General features: G+C 68.6%; 21 protein-coding genes. 9 read left to right on the top strand and 12 right to left on the bottom strand.

Features of this window, described 5'->3' with window-relative positions; genetic code table 11:
* Nucleotides 1-56 precede the first annotated feature (56 nt).
* A complete protein-coding gene (locus tag ACFXJL_RS01610; protein WP_329023395.1) occupies nucleotides 57-440 on the top strand; it encodes a F0F1 ATP synthase subunit epsilon in 384 nt (127 codons plus the stop codon).
* Nucleotides 441-579: 139 nt separating this feature from the next.
* On the top strand, nucleotides 580-1,029 hold the full coding sequence (locus tag ACFXJL_RS01605; RefSeq protein WP_329023397.1) for a DUF2550 domain-containing protein: 450 nt from the start codon (nucleotides 580-582) through the stop codon (nucleotides 1,027-1,029).
* 612 nt (nucleotides 1,030-1,641) lie between these two features.
* Here ACFXJL_RS01605 and ACFXJL_RS01600 read toward each other — a convergent pair.
* The 3 genes from ACFXJL_RS01600 to ACFXJL_RS01590 form a co-directional block, all read right to left on the bottom strand.
* Nucleotides 1,642-3,459, bottom strand: coding sequence for a glycosyl hydrolase family 18 protein (locus tag ACFXJL_RS01600; protein WP_384640657.1), 1,818 nt, complete (start codon nucleotides 3,457-3,459; stop codon nucleotides 1,642-1,644).
* Nucleotides 3,460-3,655: 196 nt separating this feature from the next.
* A complete protein-coding gene (locus ACFXJL_RS01595) occupies nucleotides 3,656-4,345 on the bottom strand; it encodes a response regulator (protein ID WP_384688341.1) in 690 nt (229 codons plus the stop codon).
* A complete protein-coding gene (locus tag ACFXJL_RS01590; RefSeq protein ID WP_384688338.1) occupies nucleotides 4,342-5,547 on the bottom strand; it encodes a sensor histidine kinase in 1,206 nt (401 codons plus the stop codon). The genes ACFXJL_RS01595 and ACFXJL_RS01590 overlap by 4 nt, the downstream gene beginning before the upstream one ends.
* Nucleotides 5,548-5,698: 151 nt before the next feature.
* Between ACFXJL_RS01590 and ACFXJL_RS01585 the strand changes: the two genes are divergently transcribed.
* A complete protein-coding gene (locus tag ACFXJL_RS01585; protein ID WP_358875987.1) occupies nucleotides 5,699-6,304 on the top strand; it encodes a hypothetical protein in 606 nt (201 codons plus the stop codon).
* Nucleotides 6,305-6,427: 123 nt separating this feature from the next.
* Here ACFXJL_RS01585 and ACFXJL_RS01580 read toward each other — a convergent pair whose 3' ends face one another.
* From ACFXJL_RS01580 to ACFXJL_RS01570, 3 genes are read right to left on the bottom strand one after another with little or no spacing between them, the layout of a single operon-like run.
* Nucleotides 6,428-7,000, bottom strand: coding sequence for a cob(I)yrinic acid a,c-diamide adenosyltransferase (locus ACFXJL_RS01580; protein WP_329023406.1), 573 nt, complete (start codon nucleotides 6,998-7,000; stop codon nucleotides 6,428-6,430).
* A gap of 13 nt (nucleotides 7,001-7,013) precedes the next feature.
* Nucleotides 7,014-7,763 (bottom strand): ABC transporter permease, encoded by a 750-nt coding sequence (locus tag ACFXJL_RS01575; protein ID WP_358881512.1) that lies wholly within the window; start codon nucleotides 7,761-7,763, stop codon nucleotides 7,014-7,016.
* A 9-nt stretch (nucleotides 7,764-7,772) separates the two neighbouring features.
* Nucleotides 7,773-8,555, bottom strand: coding sequence for an ATP-binding cassette domain-containing protein (locus ACFXJL_RS01570; protein WP_358881511.1), 783 nt, complete (start codon nucleotides 8,553-8,555; stop codon nucleotides 7,773-7,775).
* An 81-nt stretch (nucleotides 8,556-8,636) separates the two neighbouring features.
* On the opposite strand from ACFXJL_RS01570, the gene ACFXJL_RS01565 reads away from it, so the two are divergent.
* The 4 genes from ACFXJL_RS01565 to ACFXJL_RS01550 all read left to right on the top strand — a co-directional run bounded on the left by ACFXJL_RS01565 (nucleotide 8,637) and on the right by ACFXJL_RS01550 (nucleotide 13,881).
* Nucleotides 8,637-9,278: a TetR/AcrR family transcriptional regulator gene (locus tag ACFXJL_RS01565; RefSeq protein ID WP_384637847.1), complete on the top strand. Its 642-nt coding sequence runs from the start codon at nucleotides 8,637-8,639 to the stop codon at nucleotides 9,276-9,278.
* A gap of 125 nt (nucleotides 9,279-9,403) precedes the next feature.
* Nucleotides 9,404-10,261, top strand: coding sequence for a 3-hydroxyacyl-CoA dehydrogenase family protein (locus tag ACFXJL_RS01560; RefSeq protein ID WP_384688332.1), 858 nt, complete (start codon nucleotides 9,404-9,406; stop codon nucleotides 10,259-10,261).
* A 227-nt stretch (nucleotides 10,262-10,488) separates the two neighbouring features.
* Entirely contained in the window at nucleotides 10,489-10,812 is a 324-nt protein-coding gene (locus ACFXJL_RS01555; protein ID WP_329023415.1) for an STAS domain-containing protein, read from the top strand.
* A gap of 426 nt (nucleotides 10,813-11,238) precedes the next feature.
* Complete coding sequence (locus tag ACFXJL_RS01550) at nucleotides 11,239-13,881, top strand: ATP-binding protein (RefSeq protein ID WP_384688329.1); 2,643 nt, start codon at nucleotides 11,239-11,241, stop codon at nucleotides 13,879-13,881.
* 70 nt (nucleotides 13,882-13,951) lie between these two features.
* On the opposite strand, the gene nucS is transcribed toward ACFXJL_RS01550, so the two are convergent.
* Nucleotides 13,952-14,614 carry an endonuclease NucS gene (nucS, locus tag ACFXJL_RS01545; RefSeq protein ID WP_329023418.1) on the bottom strand — a complete coding sequence of 221 codons (663 nt, stop codon included), beginning with the start codon at nucleotides 14,612-14,614 and terminating at the stop codon, nucleotides 13,952-13,954.
* 297 nt (nucleotides 14,615-14,911) lie between these two features.
* Between nucS and ACFXJL_RS01540 the strand changes: the two genes are divergently transcribed.
* Nucleotides 14,912-15,304 (top strand): SCO5389 family protein, encoded by a 393-nt coding sequence (locus tag ACFXJL_RS01540; RefSeq protein ID WP_329023419.1) that lies wholly within the window; start codon nucleotides 14,912-14,914, stop codon nucleotides 15,302-15,304.
* Between the two features lie 129 nt (nucleotides 15,305-15,433).
* Here ACFXJL_RS01540 and ACFXJL_RS01535 read toward each other — a convergent pair whose 3' ends face one another.
* A complete protein-coding gene (locus tag ACFXJL_RS01535; protein WP_358881507.1) occupies nucleotides 15,434-16,462 on the bottom strand; it encodes an LLM class flavin-dependent oxidoreductase in 1,029 nt (342 codons plus the stop codon).
* A gap of 219 nt (nucleotides 16,463-16,681) precedes the next feature.
* Here ACFXJL_RS01535 and ACFXJL_RS01530 point away from each other — a divergent pair, with 219 nt between their 5' ends.
* A complete protein-coding gene (locus ACFXJL_RS01530) occupies nucleotides 16,682-17,011 on the top strand; it encodes an ATP/GTP-binding protein (RefSeq protein ID WP_329023423.1) in 330 nt (109 codons plus the stop codon).
* 28 nt (nucleotides 17,012-17,039) lie between these two features.
* On the opposite strand, the gene ACFXJL_RS01525 is transcribed toward ACFXJL_RS01530, so the two are convergent.
* From ACFXJL_RS01525 to ACFXJL_RS01510, 4 genes are all read right to left on the bottom strand, one after another.
* Complete coding sequence (locus ACFXJL_RS01525) at nucleotides 17,040-17,867, bottom strand: ABC transporter permease subunit (protein WP_358881506.1); 828 nt, start codon at nucleotides 17,865-17,867, stop codon at nucleotides 17,040-17,042.
* Nucleotides 17,864-19,054, bottom strand: a complete 1,191-nt coding sequence (locus ACFXJL_RS01520; protein ID WP_384688324.1) for an ATP-binding cassette domain-containing protein — start codon at nucleotides 19,052-19,054, stop codon at nucleotides 17,864-17,866. The genes ACFXJL_RS01525 and ACFXJL_RS01520 overlap by 4 nt, the downstream gene beginning before the upstream one ends.
* A 318-nt stretch (nucleotides 19,055-19,372) precedes the next feature.
* Nucleotides 19,373-20,152 carry an ABC transporter permease subunit gene (locus tag ACFXJL_RS01515; RefSeq protein WP_358881504.1) on the bottom strand — a complete coding sequence of 260 codons (780 nt, stop codon included), beginning with the start codon at nucleotides 20,150-20,152 and terminating at the stop codon, nucleotides 19,373-19,375.
* A gap of 3 nt (nucleotides 20,153-20,155) precedes the next feature.
* Complete coding sequence (locus ACFXJL_RS01510; protein ID WP_384637862.1) at nucleotides 20,156-21,139, bottom strand: ABC transporter ATP-binding protein; 984 nt, start codon at nucleotides 21,137-21,139, stop codon at nucleotides 20,156-20,158.
* Nucleotides 21,140-21,190 lie beyond the last annotated feature (51 nt).

Below are 21,190 nucleotides of genomic sequence, written 5' to 3'. Positions count from 1 at the left end.
TAGACTTTGACCCAACACCCGGCATCTTCGCCGGGTGGTGACCCGAGGAGCCACCCTTGGCTGCTGAGCTGCATGTCGAGCTGGTCGCCGCCGACCGAAAGGTCTGGTCCGGCGAGGCCACCCTGGTCGTCGCGCGCACCACGTCCGGCGACATCGGCGTCATGCCCGGTCACCAGCCGCTGCTCGGTGTGCTGGAGTCGGGCCCGGTGACGATCCGTACCACCTCCGAGGAGGGGGGCGGGACCGTCGTCGCCGCTGTGCACGGCGGTTTCATCTCCTTCGCCGACAACAAGCTGTCGCTGCTGGCGGAGATCGCCGAGCTGGCTGACGAGATCGATGCCCAGCGCGCCGAGCGTGCGCTGGAGCGTGCCAAGTCGGAGGAGGACGCCGCCGCCGAGCGTCGTGCCGACATCCGACTGCGTGCGGTGGCGGTGCGCTGAGCACCCCGCCACACAGTCAAACCCTCAGCCGCGGCCCGGTCTGGAGTCATCCAGACCGTGTCGCGGCTGAGGCGATGCAGGTGCATAGAGCAGTGCGTTTGGTTACGAGGACGAGCACGATGCGAGGAGGTGGGTGGAGATGTTCCTCGCGGTGCTGGTGAGCGTCCTGGCCGTCGTCACACTGGTGGGGATCGGCCTTTTCGTCTTCGGTCTGCGCCGACGGCTGATCCAGCGTTCCGGCGGCACTTTCGACTGCAGCCTCCGGTGGAACCTCCCGGAGGAGCCCGATCTCTCGGGCAAGGGATGGGTGTACGGAGTCGCCCGCTACAGCGGTGACCGGATCATGTGGTTCCGGGTCTTCTCCTACGCCCCGCGTCCCCGTCGCACCCTGGAGCGTTCGGCGATCGAGGTCGTCGCCCGTCGCACTCCGGAGGGCGAGGAGGAGTTGGCGCTGCTCTCCGATGCGGTGGTGCTGGGGTGTCTGCATCGCGGAACCCGGCTGGAACTGGCGATGAGCGAGGACGCCCTGACTGGTTTTCTGGCCTGGTTGGAGGCGGCACCCCCCGGCCAGCGGGTGAACGTGGCCTGAGCCGTGTCTGGCACATCCCGCCCGACCTTCGGGTGGATGACGCTCTTGTCAGGAACGACCGAGGAGCTCTCGCGGTCTCGTCCATGTGATGGGTGAGTGCTGGAGAAGGGCGCTGTCCATGGGGCAGCGCCTTTGTTGTGCCCGGATTCCCGGACCCGTGGGTGACGGGTTCCCTGACCCGGGTGGGTGACGGGTGCCGGTCGAATCGCGGTGTGAGGGGCATGACGGCGGGGGTGGCGGGGGTGGCAGGGGACCGCGGGCGGGCGGTCGGTCAGTGAAGAGCGTTGCCCATGCCGGTGGTTGGACGCCGTACCGCTGTTGGGGTGTTGCCAGGAACGCGGCCGGCTCGATGGCCGGGTCCGTGCGGGCGCCGCGGGGGAAGCGGGCAGCCGCCTGGGCCGGTCCACAGCGGTGTTCGCGTTCGCCGGTGTCGCCCTGCGGGTGCTGCTCTGCGGTGATGTGCAGGGGGCGGCACGGTCATCCCGTGTCCGAGGGCGCAGCACCGGTGGATGTGAGCAGTGGACGGACGGGCATGCGGAAGGGGCCGGGGAGATGGTTCTCCCCGGCCCCTCCTGTGTGCTGAGTGCAGTGCTGGTTACCTACTGGGTGCGACTACTGGAGGCCGGTGTGGACCGCGTTCGCGAGTTCACCGTTGGCGGTGTCTCCGCTGAACTCCCAGTAGAAGGCGCCACCCAGGTTCTGCTGCTTGGCCCACGCCATCTTGGAGTTGATGGTCGCCGGGGTGTCGTAGCTCCACCAGTTGGTGCCGCAGTGGGCGTAGGCGGTGCCGCCGACGGTTCCGGTGGACGGGCAGGTGTTCTTGAGGACCTTGTAGTCCTCGTTGCCGGGCTCGTAGGTACCAGCAGCAGCGCCGGTGGCGGTGCCACCCGGTGCCGCCTGGGTCACTCCGGTCCAGCCGCGGCCGTAGAAGCCGACACCGAGCAGGAGCTTGCTCGCCGGCACGCCCTTCGCCTTGAACTTGGCGATGGCCTCAGCCGAGGTGAACTTCGGCTTCGGGATGCCCGTGTACGCGGTCAGCGGGGAGTGCGGAGCCGTCGGGCCCTTTGCGTCCCAGGCGCCGAAGAAGTCGTACGTCATCACGTTGTACCAGTCGAGGTACTGCGCGGCGCCGCCGTAGTCGGCCGCGTCGATCTTGCCACCGTCAGACGCGTCGGCCGTGGTGGCCGCGGTGATCAGGTAGTTCGGGCCGAACTTCGCCCGCATGGCCTTCATCATGTTGGTGATCGATGCAGGGCCACTGGTGTCACAGGTCAGACCACAGGCGTTGGGGTACTCCCAGTCCAGGTCGATGCCGTCGAAGACACCGGCCCAGCGCGGGTCCTCAACGAGGTCGTAGCAGGACTGCGCGAAAGCGGTCGGGTTGGCAACGGCCTGGCCGAAGCCGCCGGACCAGGTCCAACCACCGAACGAGTACAGGACCTTGATGTGCGGGTACTTCTTCTTCAGCTTGAGCAGCTGGTTGAAGCTACCGCGCAGGGGCTGGTCCCAGGTGTCAGCGACACCGTCGACCGACTTGTCCGCACTGTACGCCATGTCGTAGTCCGAGTAGGCGTCACCGATGGTGCAGCGACCGTTCTGGACGTTACCGAAGGCGTAGTTGATGTGGGTGATCTTCGACGCCGTGCCGGAGGTGTCCAGGTTCTTCACGAAGTAGTTGCGTCCGTAGACGCCCCAGTTGGTGAAGTAGCCCATCTTCTTCTTGGCGCCCGGGTCGATGACCCCGCCCTTGGTCGTCACCGAGAGGGCTCCGGACAGCGGACCGAGCTGGTCGATGCTGTCGCGGGCCTGCACGGTGTACGAGTACGTGGTGCCCTTGGTCAGACCCGTGTCCGTGTGGGTGAGGGCGGTCGTGGTGGCGACCTTGGCCCCGTCCCGGAAGACGTCGTAGTTCTTGACCTGCTTGTCGTCCGTGGCGGCGCCCCAGCTGATCTTCGCCTGGGTCTCCGTCACATCGGCGTCGCCAGCGGTGACGGTGCCGGGAGCGCTCGGGGGAGCGTCCTCGGGCGGGGTGCCGTCGCAGGAAGCGCCGTTGATCTTACAGCCGGTCGGGGCACCGGTGCCCTGGCCGTTGAAGCCGAAGGTCACGGAAGCACCGGGGGCCAGGGTGTTGGCCCAGGGCTTGTTCTTCGCCGTCCAGTGGTTGCCGGCGCTTGTCACGTCGGCGTCCCAGGACGAGAGGACCTTGGTTCCGGTGGGGAAGTCCCACTCAAGGGTCCATCCATTGATGGTCGTGGTGCCGGTGTTCTTCACCGTCCACTTGCCCTCGAAGCCGCTGCCCCAGTCAGATCCCTTGACATAGCTCGCGGAGGCCGAGGTGGCGGCCTGTGCGGGGGATGCCATGGCGACCATTGCGGCCAGGGGCAGGGCGAGCGCGGTCAGACCCGCGACTATTCGTGATCTTTTAGACATACGTTTTCTCAAGCCGTTGAGTGGTGGGGGTTGAGTGCTCAAGGGTGCTCCTTGGGGAGGTCCGGATAGTGGGGTAGGACCGTGCACTGCGCACTCTGCGTGGCTCACTGCAGCGTGTTGCGGTGAGAGTAAGGAGGTCTGGACCAATCGTCAATAGGTCCAGACCAAAGCTAGCCGGTGGCGTGAAGAGATGGGGTCAGATTCCCAACTCCTGTGCCAGAACGGCTGCCTGGACCCGGCTACGGAGGTCCAGCTTTCCCAGCAGTCGGCTCACATGCGTTTTCACAGTAGCCTCAGCCATGCACAGCCGTACCGCGATTTCGGCATTCGACAGTCCTTGGCCGAGACACACGAGGACCTCCCGCTCGCGCCGGGTGAGGACGTCCAGCAGAGCGGGGTCCGGTGCATCAGGGGCGCGAACGGGGCCGGGAGCTGCGAATTCCGCGATCAGACGCCGGGTCACGGCCGGGGCGATCAGGCCCTCTCCGCGGGCGACCGTGCGAACGGCGTCCAACAGCCCCTGCGCCTCGGTGTTCTTCAGCAGGAATCCGGAGGCGCCAGCTCTTAGCGCTCCGAAGATGTACTCGTCAAGATCAAACGTAGTAAGGATCAAGACATCTGCGAGATGGTCCTCAACGATCTGCCGGGTGGCTGAAACCCCATCGAGACGGGGCATTTGAATATCCATCAACACCAGGTCCGGACGGAGGCTCCGAGCCAACTCCACCGCCTCTTCGCCGTCCGCGGCCTCCGCGACGACCTCGATGTCCGCAGCGCTCCTGAGGATGAGCACCAGTCCCGCGCGCACCGCGCTCTGGTCCTCCGCCACCAGCACCCGGATCCGCCCGGTCCGCCGACCGTTCGTTCCGTCGGATTCGTCCGTCATGTCGATGGCTCCTTGTCGTCGTCCCGTACGGGGAGCACCGCCCGTACGCACCAGATCTTGGCCGGGCCGCCCGGTGGCCCCTCGACCGGACCCGCCGTCAACTCGCCCTTCAACAGGGCGACCCGCTCCCGCATCCCCACCAGCCCGGCCCCGGAACCCGGTGCCCGCGGGCCCGGTCTCCTCCCGAACGGGCTGTTCACCTCCACGGTCAGGGCGCGCCCCCGCTCATGGGAGAGATGGATCTCCACCTGCCCCGACTCCGCGTGCTTGAGGGCGTTCGTCACCGACTCCTGGACGATGCGGTACGCCGCCAACTCCACCGGCGCGGGCAGTGAATCCCCCTCCCGCCGGTCGTCCAGGCTGAAGGTGAGCCCGCTGGCGGCCCCGTTGGTACCCGCCTGGGCGATCAGGGCGTCGAGGCCGGCCAGAGTGGGGGCAGCCGCCGGTTCGTTGTCATCGCTGCTCTGTCTGAGCAACCCGATCAGCCGCCGCATCTCGGACAGCCCGGCCACGCTGTTCTCACGGATGACCCCGAGCGCCTCCTCGGTCGTGCGCGGGTCCTTGAGGGAGAGCGCGGCCGTGGAGTGGATGGCGATCGCCGAGAGATGGTTGGCCACCATGTCGTGCAGTTCACGCGCCATCCTGCTGCGCTCGGCCGTCACCGCCTGCACCCGGTCCATCTCGGCGAGCAGCGCCGTCTGCTCGGCTCGCAGCCGGGCCGCGTCGGCCGCCTCCCGGTGGTTGCGGATGATGCTCCCGGTGGCGGCGGGGGCGAGGGTGATCAGTCCGATGATGACCCCGATCAGCAGGCCGACCGGTTCCTGGAACACGGCGAGCAGGGTGATCGTCGATGCCACGGTGATCAGTCCGGACACCACGGGGACCCGACGGGCCGCGGCGGGGGAGCCGTAGACGACCGCCGCGTACACCGCATCCGTGAAGACGACGACCGTCACCAGGCTGCCGACCGTGAACTGATCGGCGATCAGCGCGGCCGTGGCGATCGCCAGCATCGCGAGCGGCAGTATCCGGCGCAGCAGCGACTGGGCGGACATCACGGCCAGTGGCACCAGGGCTGCCCAGGGGGGCAGCGCATTGCGGGAGGACTGGGTGTACAGCCCCAGTGACCAGAGCAGCACACCGCCGAGGAATGCGGCGACGGCGAGGATCACATCGTCACGGTGAGGGCGGGGAAACGTCACCTGCCCATCCAACACGGCGGGACGGGTGCAGGGCGTCCGCAGCCCGGGTGAGCTGCGAGTACATCGAAAGATGCAGCACGACTTCGTCACTGGCGACGACGATCGGCGGCCCCTTCGGCGAGACGCTGGAGTCGGTGAAAGGAGTTGTGCCGTGATCGTCACGCTGATCATCGTCTGCGAGGTCGGATTCTGGGTGCTGCTGGCGGCAGGGCTCGCCACGCGCTACATCCTGAAGAAGCCGAAGACGGGCATGGCCCTGCTGCTCTGCGAGCCCCTGTTGGAGGTCCTGCTGCTGGTCGTCACCGCGATCGACCTCAAGAACGGCGCGGACCCCAGTTGGAAGCACGGTCTGGCGGCCCTCTACATCGGCTACACCGTCGGCCACGGGCACCGCACGGTCACCTGGCTCGACGGCCATGCGGCCCATCGGTTCGGTGGCGCGCCGCCGCCTGCGAAGCCGCCGCGCTACGGAAGGGGACGGGCCGTCCACGAGGCGAAGATCTGGTTCGGGACGGTGGTGGGCGCCGCGGTCGCGAGCGGACTGCTGCTCCTGGCGATCTGGTACGTCGGCGACCCGAGCCGCTCCGCCTCGCTGGAGGGTTGGATCTACCAGGCGTGGAAGATCACCGCCATTCACGGTGTGATCGCGCTGTCGTACTCGCTCTGGCCCAACAAGGGCAGCGGCGGCCAGAAGACGGACGAGCAGAGCGATCAGGGGCAGTCGGATCGCGAGCCGGTCCGGGTGCGCCGCCCGTAGGGCCTGGCCCGAGCGGGCCGCGAAGGCCCGTGCGGTGTTCTATGAGTCTCTGGACTTCTCGGTGCTTCGGCCCCGTCGACCCGGTCATCCGGGTCGACGGGGCCGAAGCGGTACACCGAGGGTTCAGCGATCTCCGCCGGGGACCCACAGCACGTCCCCGGTCTCCTTGTTCGCCAGCCGGGCCATGATGAACAGCAGGTCGGAGAGGCGGTTGAGATAGGTGGCCGCCAGCGGGTTCATGCTCTCGCCGTGGACCTCCCAGGCCGCCCAGGTCGAACGCTCCGCCCTGCGCACGACGGTGCACGCCTGATGGAGGAGGGCGGCGCCCGGGGTGCCGCCGGGCAGGATGAAGCTGCGCAGCTTCTCCAACTCCTCAAGGAAGCGGTCGCAGTCCGCCTCCAGTCGGTCGATGTAGAACTGTTCGACGCGCAGGGGCGGGTACTTCGGCTCCGCCACCACCGGCGTGGAGAGGTCCGCCCCCACGTCGAAGAGGTCGTTCTGGACGCGGACGAGCACGCCGACGACGTCCTCCCGCAGCTGCCCCAGGGCGATCGCCGTGCCGAGTGCGGCGTTGGCCTCGTTGGCGTCGGCGTACGCGGAGATCCGCAGGTCCGTCTTGGGGACGCGGCTCATGTCGCCCAGGGCCGTCGTGCCCTGGTCGCCGGTACGGGTGTAGATGCGTGTCAGGTTGACCATGGGCCCAGCGTAGTTATGCGCTGGCCGTGCGGACGACCCGTGTGCCCACCGTCACGCCCAGCGCGGCGAATGCGACCGCCACGATCCCGCCGTACAGCATGGAGGCGCTCGTGTACTCGCCCACGTAGGCGTCCCGGACGGCGTCGACCAGATGGCGGAACGGCACGGCCTGCGACAGTCCGTCCAGCCAGTCGGGCCCCAGGGTCATCGGCAGCATCAGGCCCGACAGCAGCATGGACGGCATCACGAACGCATTGACGGCGGGGCCGAACTCGTGAGGGGCGCCGACCTTGAGCGCCAGTGCGTACGACAACGAGGCCAGCGAGACGACCAGCAGGGCCACGAACACCAGGCCGATGAGGACTCCGGCGAGCGGTGCGCGCAGACCCATCGCCAGCGCGACGAGCACCAGCAGCACGGCCTGGAAGACGGCGAGTGCGGTGTCCCTCAGGACCCGGCCGAGCAGCAGCGCGAGGCGGCTCACGGGGGTGACCCGCATCCGCTCCACCACGCCCTGTCCTTGTTCGACGATGGCGCCGAAGCCGGCGAAGGACGCCCCGAAGAGGGAGAGTTGGAGCAGCAGGCCCGGGACCAGGACCTGCCAGGAGTCGCCCTGGGAACCCAGGGGTAAGCCGGTGAGCAGCGGCCCGAAGAACAGCAGGTAGAGCAGCGGCGTCAGGATGCCGATGAGGATGTGGAACCGGGAGCGCAGGGTCTGCCGGGCGTAGCGCCCGAAGATCAGCGCGGTGTCGTGGAGCAGCATCGGGACTCCTCAGACGGCGAGTGGGGTGGCGTCGGCGGGGGCCGGGGCGCGGCCGGTGACGGCGAGGAAGGCGTCCTGGAGGGTGGCGTGCTGCGAGCCGCCGTATTGGATCTTGAGCGCGGTGGGGGTGCCTTCGGCGATGACCACGCCCTGGTCGACGATGATCAGCCGGTCCGCGAGTGCGTCCGCCTCGTCCAGGTAGTGCGTGGTCAGGAAGACGGTCGTGCCGTGGTCGTCGCGCAGCCTGCGCACGAGTGCCCAGAGGTCGGCCCGGCTGCCGGGGTCGAGCCCGGTGGTGGGCTCGTCCAGGAAGAGCACGTCGGGCCTGTGCGTCAGACCCATGGCGATGTCGAGCCGCCGCCGCTGGCCACCGGAGAGGGCCGCGGTCGGACGGTCCATCAACTCCGCGAAGCCGAAGTCCTCGGCGAGTTCTGCCGCCCGCGCCACGGCCTTGGCCTTGGGCATGCGGTAGAGCCTGGCCTGTGTGGTGAGCTCCTCCCGGACGCTGACATAGGGGTCGAGCCCGCCGGACTGGGCGACGTAACCGCTCCGGCGACGCACGCCCGCGGGATCGCGCACCAGATCGCAGCCGGCGACGGTGGCGTGGCCGCCCGTGGGTGCCAACAGGGTGGTGAGCATACGCAGGGTGGTCGTCTTACCGGCGCCGTTGGGGCCGAGGAAGCCGATGATCTCGCCGCCTTCGACCGTGAGGTCGATTCCGCGCACGGCCTCCACAGGTCCGTTCTTGCTGGGGAAGGTCCGGGCGAGCCCGGTTGCACTGATGACTGCCATGGCCCCAGAAAAGCAGAGTCGTTGAAACTTTGCAATGACTACAAAATTTAAGCGGGGGAGGGGAAAGCTACGATGCCCGGCATGGCCGAGGGACTCAGAGAGCGCAAGAAGCGCCAGACCAGACAGCACATCTCCGACACCGCCACCGGCCTCTTCCTGGAGCGGGGTTTCGACGCGGTGACCATCGCGGAGATCGCCGAGGCGGCCGATGTCTCCGTCAACACCGTCTACAACTACTTCGCCACCAAGGAGGACCTCTTCCTCGACCGCAGCAAGGAGGTGACCACGCGCCTCGCCCGCTGGGTGCGTGGGCGGCCATCGGGGGAGTCGGCCGCCGCCGCCGTCCTGCGCGAGTTGCGCGCCGAGGTCGAAGCGGTCTCCCCGCGGGTGGGGCTGGTCGCCGGATGGGAGCGATTCCTGCTGGTCGTCCATGCTGCGCCCACGCTGCGCTCCAGTCTCTGGGGGATGCAGCAAGAGGTGCGGGAGAACCTGGAGGCAGAGCTCCGTGCCGAACTGGCGACGGGTCCCGCGGACCCGCTGCCCCATCTGATCGCCGGTCAGATCACCTGGGCGCACGAAGCCACCATGAGCTTCATCGGGACCGAGATGATGGCCGGCCGTCCTCCGGAGGAGGTCTCCCGCGAAGCCCTCGCCGTCCTGGACGAGATCGAGGACCTGCTGAGCGCCAAGGTCCATGACTACGCCGTGCGGACGCCTCGCTGACCGACCCCGGTGTGATGTCCGTCATTTGAGACGTGACGCGCATCTCTTCACCGCCACACGGCCGCCGTGGAGCGCTAACCTCCGCCCGAGAGGCGAAATGTAAACGTGTGTTAAGGGGTGTCGCAGTGGCCAGGAAGCTCGCCGTCATCGGGGCCGGACTCATGGGTGCCGGGATCGCACAGGTCTCCGCCCAGGCGGGCTGGGACGTGGTCCTGCGCGATGTCACCGAAGAGGCGCTGACCCGCGGCACCGACGGCATCCGCGCCTCGTACGCCAAGTTCGTGGCCAAGGGCAAGCTCGAAGCGGACGCGGCCGAAGCGGCGTTGGCCCGCATCACCACCACGACCGACCTCGACGCCGTCGCCGATGCGGACATCGTCGTCGAGGCGGTCTTCGAGAAGCTGGACGTCAAGCACGACATCTTCCGCGCCCTCGACCGGCTCGTGCGCGACGACGCCGTACTTGCCTCCAACACGTCCGCCATCCCCATCACCAAGATCGCGGCGGTCACCGAACGTCCGGAGCGGGTCGTCGGTGCACACTTCTTCTCGCCCGTGCCGATGATGCAGCTGTGCGAGTTGGTGCGGGGTTACAAGACCAGCGACGAAACCCTCGCCACGACGCGTGAGTTCGCCGAGTCGGTCGGCAAGACCTGCATCGTCGTCAACCGCGACGTGGCGGGCTTCGTCACCACCCGACTGATCTCCGCACTCGTCGTCGAGGCGGCCAAGCTCTACGAGTCGGGAGTGGCATCGGCCGAAGACATCGACCTCGCCTGCAAGCTGGGCTTCGGTCATGCGATGGGCCCGCTCGCCACGGCCGACCTCACCGGCGTGGACATCCTCCTCCACGCCACGAGCAACATCTACACCGAGTCCCAGGACGAGAAGTTCGCCCCGCCGGAGCTGATGCGCCGGATGGTGGACGCCGGGGACATCGGACGCAAGAGCGGCCAGGGCTTCTACACCCACGAAACCCACTGACAGGCCATCGAACATCACCCTCAGGGGTGAATTCGGTATCGGTTCGCTTACAACCAGCAACTGGAGTGCCCTTCGGGCAGTCAGTTGGTGAAAGACAAGTACGTCCAAGAACTGTGAACGCGCGACAAGCACACCGAACGAGCACAGTCAGAGCAGCCAGCGTGAGTGACGCCAGGGCGGCCGGCGGCATTCGCACAGGGCACTGAGGCACTTCCCGGGGAGCGCATATGCACATCAGGGGCGACCACACCGAGCTGGTCGTCGGGGGCCGCCTCGACGTGCGCAGCGCGGCGGACGCCCGCACGGTCCTGCACTCGGCGGTCGACGACGGTCACGGCGACCTCGTACTCGACCTGACCGACCTCGACTCGTGGGACGCGACGGGGCTCGGAGTCATCATGGGCGCCCACCGCCGGGCCGGCCGCTGCGGCCGACGCCTTGTGCTGCGTGGCGTACCGCCGCAGATGCAGCGCCTGCTGGTGGCAACCCGGCTGCACCGCATCCTCGCGATCGAAGGCGGCCTGGCCGCTGAATCGCTTCCTCGGGTCTGATCGACACCCCGCGCCACCTCCCGGGATCTCCGGGATGCTCCGGATTCCGTGGGATGACCGTGATGTGAAAAAGGCGCGTGCCAGCGGTGACGCTCCTGCGACCGCGCGGTAACAGCTGTACAACACCTGCGGTGACAGAGCCCGGTAGTCGGCTTTGAGCTGACCCCTGCGGCGATTCTCATGAGACTGTGACGTCGCGGACGGGGCAGCACCCCACCGCAGGTGGATACCCTGCGGGGGTCTTGGGCCCACTCATCCGCCGTGCCAGCGCCGCAACGGAGCTCGTACGGCTGGCGAGGGGCAAAGCGACGGCCGGGCGTACGAAGTGGACCGGGAGGGGCTCCTTCGTATCTGCCTCCGTCGCGGGCTCCGCGAAGACCGCGGCGGCGGACGAACCTATGCACAGTGCATTTGGGGGCTTGGACGATGGACAACGAGAGCTTCGGCGAACAAGAAGGCACGGTACGCCCGTCCCGGGACGCCGCGGCACCGGGCTTCGGACAGACCGGCGGGCAGGCACCGGCCCGCATGGTCCGACTGATCTCCGGCGACTTTCTGCTGACCGTCAATCCCGTGGACGGGAGCGAAGTCGAGCTCTGCCCACCGGGAGGCACTCCTGACGGCCTGAGCCGGCTCACCACCGCCGTACGCCGTAGTAACACGGAACGGATCGAACACGAGCGCATCGGCAGGCCGCCGGCGCTCGCCGGGCCCGCCACCCCCCGACTGCCGCTCCTGGAGCGGGACGAGGAGCGCGAGCGCCTGATACGCATGCTCGCCCGGGGCCGCTCCATACGCGTCACCGGGGCCGCGGGCTCCGGACGCACCACCCTGCTGAACGCCGTGGCCGCGGAGTGCGCCGACCTCGCACCCGACGGAGTCGTTCGCCTCAACGGCCGCCAACGCACTCCGAGCGATCTGCTGAACGACCTGTTCAACGCGATCCACACCACCCCCCAGCTGCGCCCCGACCGCAACCAACTCCTCTCCCACATCCGGGAGATCGGTGCGATCGTCGTCCTCGATGACCTCGACTTCGGCGGCGCGGCCCTCGATGAACTCCTCAACGCGGCACCCGAGTGCGCCTTCTTGACGGCGACCACCCCCGAGGTGCCCGGCCCCACCGACGCCTCACGGCTCGAAGAGGTCACCCTGGTCGGACTCGGCCGCCCCGCGTCCCTGGAACTCCTCAAGCGCGCCGTGGACCGTCCCCTCACCGAGGACGAGCAGAACTGGGCCGGCGACCTCTGGTTCGAATCCGAGGGACTGCCCCTGCGCTTCGTCCAGGCCGGCGCGCTCCTGCGGCAGTGCGATGCGCTCCGTCAGGAGATCCAGGAACTCCAAGAGGACCCTGACGCCTTCGAAGCCTTCGCCCGCATCGACGCCACGGGTGGCGAGGTCCCCCTGCCGACGCTCGGCCAGGGTGCGGCGCCCGCAGCCCTCCTCGCCTCGCGGCTCAGCGAGTCCGCCCGCAACACCCTGCGCTTCGCGGTCGCCCTCGGCGGTGAGGTCCCGCACCAGGCCCATCTGCCTGCGCTCATCGGCGACACCCACGCGGACACCGCCATCGGCGAACTGATGCGCTGCGGACTGCTCTCACCCGTCGGCGGGCGCTACCGGCTCGCCGCGGGCGTGCTGGTCCAACTCACCGAGCGCGGGTACGCCGACGAGGCCGCGGCCCATGCCCGTACCACCGCACAGCACTACGCCTGGTGGACCGCGCACCCCTCCGTCACACCCGAGCGGGCCGTCGCCGAGGCGGACGCCATCGTGGCCGCGCTCACCGCTCTGGTGCCCGGCACCGAAGCCGCTGACGCGAGCGCGGCCGTCCTCCTCGCGCGCAGTGCTGCGCCCGCCTTCGCCGCGGGGTTGTACTGGGGTGGCTGGGAGCGCGTCCTCCGTGTCGGTTCGGAGGCCGCCCGCATCGCGGGAGAGGTGGCCGAAGAGGCGTACTTCCACCATGAACTCGGCGTTCTGGCCCTCTGCACGGACAGCCTGGACCGGGCCCGGGCGGAGCTGGAAGCCTCCATCGCCATGCGTGGAGCACTCGCCGACAAGCGGGGCACCGTCGCCGGGCGCCGCGCGCTGGCACTGGTCGCCGACCGTGAGAACGGACTCGTGCCCAGTGCGATCCCGGCCCCCGTGCCACCGCCGGTGCCCGCCCCGGAGCTGGAGGTGGCGGCCCCGGAGCTGGAACTGCCGCAGGGCCGGACCGCTCTCGCCCTGCCGGCCGGTCAAGCGGTCGCCCCGCCCGAACTCGCCCATGAACGCGCCCCAGGCGACACACGCGACGAACGCGACGAGCAACCGGAGCCCCGTACCCAGGAGACCGCGGTCATCCCGGAGACCCTGGTGGCCTCGCAGGCGCCGCCGCCCTACTCCTTCGACCGCAGGGAGCCGCGCTCGGCGCCCGGCAAGCGGTTCGCCGTTCTGCGCGGCGCCCGACGCAATCTGGTCGCCGCGGGTGCCGGCGCGGTGATCGTCGCGCTCCTCGGCACGGTGCTGACCCTGGGCATGGCCGGGGACGGTGAGGAGCAGCCCAGCGTGAACGTCCGCAACGGACAGTCCGCGAACGTGGACGACGAACAGGACGGTCTCCAGGCCGATGAGCCGGACACCGAGCCTGCCGACGACCCCGATGACCCGGACGCCCCCACGAGCCCCCTCCCGGACAGCTCCGACGAGGTGGACCCGGACCCCACTTCCTCCAGGACGTCCGAATCCTCACGGCCGAGCGAATCCAGCGGTTCCACCGGCTTCCCCGGCTCCAGCGAGGGCCCGTCGTCGAGCGGCTCACAGGAACCGGGGGAGAGCCCGTCGTCCTCGCAGTCGACCCGGCCCACTTCACGGCCGACGTCCGCACCGCCGACGAGCAGGCCGCCCACCGGACCCTCCAACCCGGGCGAGCCCTCCTCGTCCCAGTCGTCGACCGGTTCGAGCACTCCCCGCCCCTCCACGTCTGGCGGGGTCACCGCGAGCGCACCGATCAGCAGCGCGCCCGTGAGCGGATCGCCGTCGTCGGCGTCCGCGCCGGCGGGGCCAGGCGGAGTCTCACCCTCCCTGGCCTGAACATCCCCAACGCACGGTGCGGCCCAGGAAGCCAGGCTTCCTGGGCCGCACCGCGTCTGTTCGAGAGGACTCAGAAGAGTCTGAGCTTGTCGTCCTCGATGCCCCGCAGGGCGTTGTAGTCGAGGACGACGCAGCCGATGCCACGGTCCGTCGCCAGCACACGCGCCTGCGGCTTGATCTCCTGAGCCGCGAACAGCCCCTTGACCGGCGCCAGGTGCGGATCGCGATTCAGCAACTCCAGATAGCGGGTCAGCTGCTCCACCCCGTCGATCTCACCACGCCGCTTGATCTCCACGGCGACGGTCGCACCATCGGCATCGCGACAGAGGATGTCCACCGGACCGATGGCCGTGGGGTACTCACGACGAATCAGGCTGTAACCGCTGCCCAGCGTCTCAATACGGTCGGCGAGCAGTTCTTGGAGGTGCGCCTCCACGCCATCCTTGATCAGACCCGGATCCACTCCCAGTTCGTGCGAGGAGTCATGGAGGACCTCCTCCATGGTGATGATCAGCTTCTCGCCCGCCTTGTTGGTGACCGTCCACACATCGCCGTCACCCTCCTTGAGCGAGCACGGAGGGGACATCCAGTTCAGTGGCTTGTAGGCGCGGTCGTCCGCGTGGATGGAGACGCTGCCGTCCGCTTTGATCAGGATCAGACGGGGAGCTGAGGGCAGATGGGCGGTGAGCCGGCCCGCGTAGTCCACGGAGCAGCGGGCGATGACAAGGCGCATGAGGGGCAACGCTACTCGACCTGCCCCACCCGGCGCGATTCCTTCTACGCTCCCCTGCTGCGAGGCCCCACTGCGGTTGGCTGAGGCGGTTCGGGTCGCCCCACTTGTCCCCGTTCGTCGTTGGCCGGTTGTCCTCCCAATCTCCTGGTGCGCTCTGGACGGCGCACTTACCGTGGATGCAGCAGGTCGCCGGGTGCGCACTCTGTGTCGCCGTACGTCATACCGTACGGCGGTGTCCCCGGCGCCTACTTCCCTGCCCGTATGACCCCGTGACCCGGGGTCGCGAGAGGAGAACCCATGTCGCTCGACGTCTCACCGGCGCTGTTGGAACAGGCCGAGCGAGGCGAAGTCGATGAAGCCGCTTTCGTCGACTGCGTCCGGACCTCCCTGCCATACGCATGGGAGATGATCACTACGTTGGTGGCACAGCTGAAGGTCGACGGCGGCGAGTTCGCCGACAACCAGACGCCCCCGCCGGATGAGCAGGCACGTGGTCAACTGCTGCGCGCTCTCGCCAGCGATGCGATCCGAGGTGCGCTCCAACGGCACTTCGGCGTGCGTCTGGCGTTCCAGAACTGCCATCGCGTCGCGGTCTTCCCGCTGGACCCGTCGGTGGACGAGCGGCTGGCCCGCTTCACTTCCATCAGGGGCCAGTTGCTGAACCAGTCGCCGGAGATGCGCGACTGCTGATGTCTTTTGCTGCCGCTCCGCATCACGAGAGCCGTGATGTGTGATGTCGGAGCGGCAGCATGGGTCCTGAGCGGGGAGCGTGATCACGGCGCCCTCAGCGGGCAGCGATCGAAACGGCTCCGGGGCGGCTCAAGCCAGCAGGGGCAGAACCTCGGTCCCGAGGCTGCGCACATTGGCCTCCGTGGTCGCAAGGTCCCCCGAACCCTCGGTCAGCAGGGCGAAGCGCGTGATGCCCGTGCGTTCGGCGGTCGCAGCCAGGCGATCCGCGGCGAGAGCGGGCGGGCCCACGGGATGCAGTGCGCAGAGCAGATCGGTGTAGGCGACGGGGTCGCGCATCACCCGACGTCGGCCGTCGACGGTGACATGGGCGTCCAACCCCTGTTTGAGCCAGCCGGGCATGGCCTTCAACAGCGTCTCCATCGCCTCGGCCGCGGTGTCCGCGATCTGCGCCACTCCCGCCGACACATGGGCGACCTCCGCGACCTCGTCGGGAGATCTGCCGACCGCCAGGGCGTGGCTGCGCCAGAGCCCGACCATCTCCGCCTTCTCGGCATCACTGCTGTGCATGCCCAGCAGCATGGGCAGTCCGCGCTCGGCGGCGAGCCGGACGCTCTTCGGCGAGGTGCAGGCGACGATGACCTCGGGGCCCGCACCGCCGTCGAGCAGCTCTCCGGCGCGGGGCACCACCTCGACCTCGCGGAAGGAGAACCGGGGGCCGTGCGCACTCACGCGGGGCTCACGGAGCCAGCGCAGCAGCAGATCCAGGGACTCGGGGAACTCCGACTCGTACGCGCGCAGACCGCCGCCGAAGACTTCCAGATCGATCCAGGGCCCCCCTCGGCCCACCCCCAGCGAGAACCTGCCGCCGCTGGTCAGATGGAGCAGCGCGGCCTGCTCGCCCAGGGCCACCGGATGGGCGCTCGGGAGCACGCTCACGGCGGTGCCCACCCGGATGCGTCGGGTGCGGCCGAGGAGGAGCGCGGCCAGCGTCACGGCGGACGGGCAGACGCCGTACGGCACGAAGTGATGCTCCGCCAGCCACACCGTGTCCAAGCCGGCTTCCTCCGCCACCTCCGCGGATCGCACCGCTCGGTGGAGCGCCTCCCCCTGGCCCTGCCCCGGGAACTGGGCTGCCAGCACGAACGTACCCACGCGCATCGCCTTCTGCCTCCTTGCGGCCGACGCGTCACTCCCCTTGACGGCAATAACGTCTGACACGTGCCAAAGGCACGGCACAAAGTGAAGTTCTTGCGATTTTCCGGTAACTGCTCCTGAGGAGTGGCCAGCTCTCACGCTGAGTGGTACGTGTACCCCCGACCCTGGACCGTAGGCTTGGACTCGACAGGAAACGTCCGTACTTGCCCCGTGAGGTATCACGTGTCCCCGCGCCGTAACCGCCCCAAGGGCGGCGACAATCCCTCCGAGCCCTCCGGTGACCCCGGGGACAGGTACGGCGGCTTCGGCCGCACCGAGTCCTGGCAGGGCGAGGGTTGGTCCGTGCGCCACGTCGCCGGAGCAAGTGCCGCCGGCAAGCGGTACCGCTGCCCCGGGTGCGACCAGGAGATCCCGTCGGGGATGCCGCACGTCGTGGCCTGGCCCCAGCACGGCGGCGTCGAGGACCGCCGCCACTGGCACAAGGCGTGCTGGAACGCGAAGGACCGCCGCACCTCACGGGTGCAGCGGTCCCGGAACGCTCCCAAGCACTGAGCTTGCGCCCGGTGCCGGCTGAACGTCGTTAGACGTCCCGTGCGTTCATCGTCGCGTACGCGGACCCCAGGGCGACGGCCGCAATCCCGAGCATGATCCACAAGGGCTCCCAACCCGTGGGGCCCGACTCGGTCACGGAGTTGTCGTAGAGCACGCCGAGCTGGCTGGGGATCGAGTATTCGAGCAGCGCGTCCTGGAGCCACGACAGGGACTCGGTGAACATGAACATGGCCAGCACCAGCGGGAGCAGCACCAACCCGATCATGATCGTGATCGCACCCGCGGAGTGCCGGATCAGCGAGCCCACGGCCAGGGAGAGCAGACCGAGCAGGGCCAGATAGAGACTGACGCCGAGCGTGGAGCGCAGCCACTCCTCGGAGCTGGGCGAACCCTGGTCGATGATCGCCACCTGTGCCGCACCCACGAGCAGGGTGAAGGCCAGGGTGACCGTGAACACCAGCGCGAAGAAGACGATCGCCTTGGCCGTGAGCACCCGCCCGCGGGAGGGGCAGGCCGTCAGCGTCGTCCTGATCATCCCGGTGCCGTACTCCGAAGCGATCGTCAGCACGCCGAGCGTCATCACACAGATGCTGCTGAGCAGCACGCCGAAGAACCCGAGCGACAGGATCGGCTGCCCGTCCACATTGGTGTCACTGCCGGAGATCGCCGCGGCGATGGCCAGACCGATGCCGATGAGGAGCAGCGCCATCACACCGAGCGTCCAGATCGTCGACCGTACGGAACGGATCTTGGTCCATTCCGAGGCGATGGCGTCACCGAGGTGGGCACGGCGGATCGGGATCGGCGAGGTGTAGCCGACTCCGGGCGCGTGCTGCTGCTGGTAGGGGGTGGTCATCGCGGGTCCTCGGACTTGGTCAGATCGGCAGGGGCGGACGCGGACGCGGGCGCGGCCGGGGCCGTGGGCGTCGAGGCGGCCGGCAGCCGCGGATCCGGGGCGGGAGCGGCAGCCGCGGTCGGAGCCGGACCCTGGCCACCGGGGGCCGGCGGCTGCTGGCCGTGCTGCGGCGGCGGTGGTGCGTACCAGCTCTGCTGCGGCACCTCGGGAACCTGCGGCGGCGGACCGAATCCCGGCTGGGGCTGCTGCATCAGCCCGGCCTTCTGGTCCGTCGACGAGCGGTAGTCGACCGCTCCCTGCGTCATCCGCATGTACGCCTCCTCCAGCGATGCCTGGTGCGGAGACAGCTCCCACAGCCGGACGTCCGCCCCGTGCGCCAGATCACTGATCCGCGGCAGCGGCAGCCCCATCACCCGCAGTCCGCCGTCCGGCTCCGGCACCACGTGCCCGCCGGCCTCGCTCAATGCGGCGGACAGCTTCTCCCGCAGCTGGGGATCACTGTCCGGAGTCCGCACCCGGGCGAAGTCGGCCGAGTTGGCGGAGATGAAGTCCTTCACGCTCATGTCCGAGAGCAACTGCCCCCGGCCGATGACGATCAGATGGTCCGCGGTCAGGGCCATCTCGCTCATCAGGTGCGAGGAGACGAAGACGGTGCGCCCCTCGGACGCGAGTTGCTTCATCAGATTGCGGACCCACAGGATGCCCTCCGGGTCCAGCCCGTTCACCGGCTCGTCGAACAGCAGCACCTGGGGGTCGCCGAGCAGGGCCGCCGCGATCCCCAACCGCTGGCCCATACCGAGCGAGAAGCCCTTGGAGCGCTTCCGGGCGACTTCCTGGAGCCCCACCACGCCGAGGACCTCGTCCACCCTGCGGGCCGGAATGCCCGAGAGCTGCGCCAACGACAGCAGGTGGTTACGGGCACTCCGCCCGCCGTGCACCGCTTTGGCGTCCAGGAGCGCGCCCACCTGCCGGGGTGCGTTCGTCGTCTGCCGGAACGGCTGACCGCCCACGGTCACCTTGCCCTCGGTCGGGTTGTCGAGCCCGAGGATCATCCGCATGGTGGTGGACTTGCCAGCACCGTTGGGACCGAGGAACCCGGTGACGGCACCCGGCCTCACCTGAAAAGAAAGGTTGTACACGGCCGTCTTCGCGCCGTAGCGCTTCGTCAGGCCGACTGCCTCGATCATTCTCCAGCCCCATCGACTTCTGGTCATCGGGGCCCAGGCTGGTCAGCCGCACGCCCCCCGTAAGAACTAGGAGGATAACTTTTTCTCCCCAGTTCGTCCTAGGCAGTAACACGTGGTCCGCCTGCGGGGCCGGGCCGTGGACCCTTTCGCCGTCGCAGAGCGTGCCCGACCGACCTCGGGACGTCGCCTCCGGGAGATCTGCGGCCTCCCACCGGGGATTTTTGACTCTCGGTCGCATCGCCGGCAGTACCACCAGGACACCCAGAGGCCCGGGCCGCCTTCCGGCGACCCGGGCCCACCGATGTCCTCACGCGGAGGTCAGGCGTCGCGCTTCTTCAACAGGAGGTAGGCGCCGGCAAGCGCCACCACCACCCAGATCAGCATGATCCCCAACCCGCCCCAGGGCCCGTACGGCGTTTCCTCGCTGCCCATCGCGTCCGGTACCACTTGCATGATCTTGGCGCCGGCCTGGTCGGGGAAGTAGCGCGCCACTTCCTTGGCCTTCGGAACCGAGGCGAGGATCTGCGACACGAGGAAGAAGAACGGCATCAGGATGCCCAGCGCCAGGATGGAGCTGCGCAGCATCGTGGCCACCGCCATCGAGAACAGCGCGATCAGGCCCATGTAGAGCCCGCCACCGATGACCGCGCGCAGGACGTTCTCCGCGCCGATCGTCGTCCGGTGCTCGCCGAGGAGCGCCTGACCGATGAAGAAGGACGCGAAACTCGTCGCCAGTCCGACGCCCAGGGCCAGTGCCGTGGCCACGGTGATCTTGCTGAACAGGAAGGTCGCCCGCTGCGGTACGGCGGCCAGCGAGGTGCGGATCATTCCGGAGCTGTACTCCGTGCCCACCACCAGCACACCGAACACCACCATCGCCAGCTGGCCGAGGATCATCCCCGACGAGCTCATGAGGGTCGGGTCGAAGGTGAACTGCTCCTCGCGGCTGAGGTCGTCGAAGGTCGCCTTCGTCAGGGCGCACAGGGCCGCGCTCAGTCCGACGGTCACCAAGAACGCACACACCAGCGTCCAGGTGGTCGAGGAGACCGTACGGATCTTGGTCCACTCGGACTGGAGGACCGCGGGTACCGAGGCCATGGGTCAGGCTCCCTTGCTGCTCTGGTAGCTCTGGCCCCACTGGGGCCCCGGCTGCTGATCGGACGGCGGGCCTGCATGGCTCGTCCCGTGGGCGTGGTACTCCACCGCGCCCGCGGTCATCTGCATGAACGCCTCTTCCAGCGAGGCCCGCTGGGAACTCAGCTCATGCAGGGTGATCTGGTGACGGGCCGCCAACTCGCCCAGCTCCTCCGACGTCGCGCCGTCGATCTCCAGGACCCCCGAGCCCGCCTCGACTGCGGTGAAGCCCCCTTCGCTGAGCACGTCCCGCAACCGCTCCTGATCGGGCGAGCGCAGTCGGACGAAGCTACGGGAGTTCTCCTGGATGAAGTCCGCCATCGAGGTGTCCGCCAGCAGCCGCCCCTGCCCGATGACGATGAGGTGATCGGCCGTCAGGGCCATCTCGCTCATCAGGTGCGAGGAGACGAAAATCGTGCGCCCCTCGGACGCCAGAGCCTTCATCAGATTGCGGATCCAATGGATGCCCTCCGGGTCGAGCCCGTTCACCGGCTCGTCGAACATCAGGATCTCGGGGTCGCCGAGCAGCGCGGACGCGATGCCCAGGCGCTGACCCATGCCGAGGGAGAACCCCTTCGACTTCTTCTTGGCCACCGCGGTCAAACCCACGATGTCCAGAACCTGATCCACCCTGGACGCCGGAATGCGGTTCGCCTGCGCCAGACAGAGGAGGTTGTTGTAGGCACTCCGCCCGCCATGCATGGCCTTGGCGTCCAGCAGCGCGCCAATGTACTTCAGCGGCTCTTCCAGTTCCCGATAGTGCTTGCCGTCGATCCGGACATCGCCGCTGGTCGGGTTGTCCAGATCGAGCATCATGCGCATCGTCGTCGACTTGCCCGCGCCGTTCGGGCCGAGGAATCCGGTCACAACTCCTGGTCTGACCTGGAATGACAGATGGTCGACGGCGACTTTGCTCCCGAAGTGTTTAGTGAGGCCATCCAGCTCGATCATGCGGACACCGTACGGCGTGCGCAAAGCCCCCCGCCACTTTTGAGCGGCGGG

Origin of the sequence: Streptomyces sp. NPDC059256 (genome assembly GCF_042753785.1) — a bacterium.
GTDB lineage: Bacteria > Actinomycetota > Actinomycetes > Streptomycetales > Streptomycetaceae > Streptomyces.
This window is presented reverse-complemented; position numbering and strand designations above follow the sequence as displayed.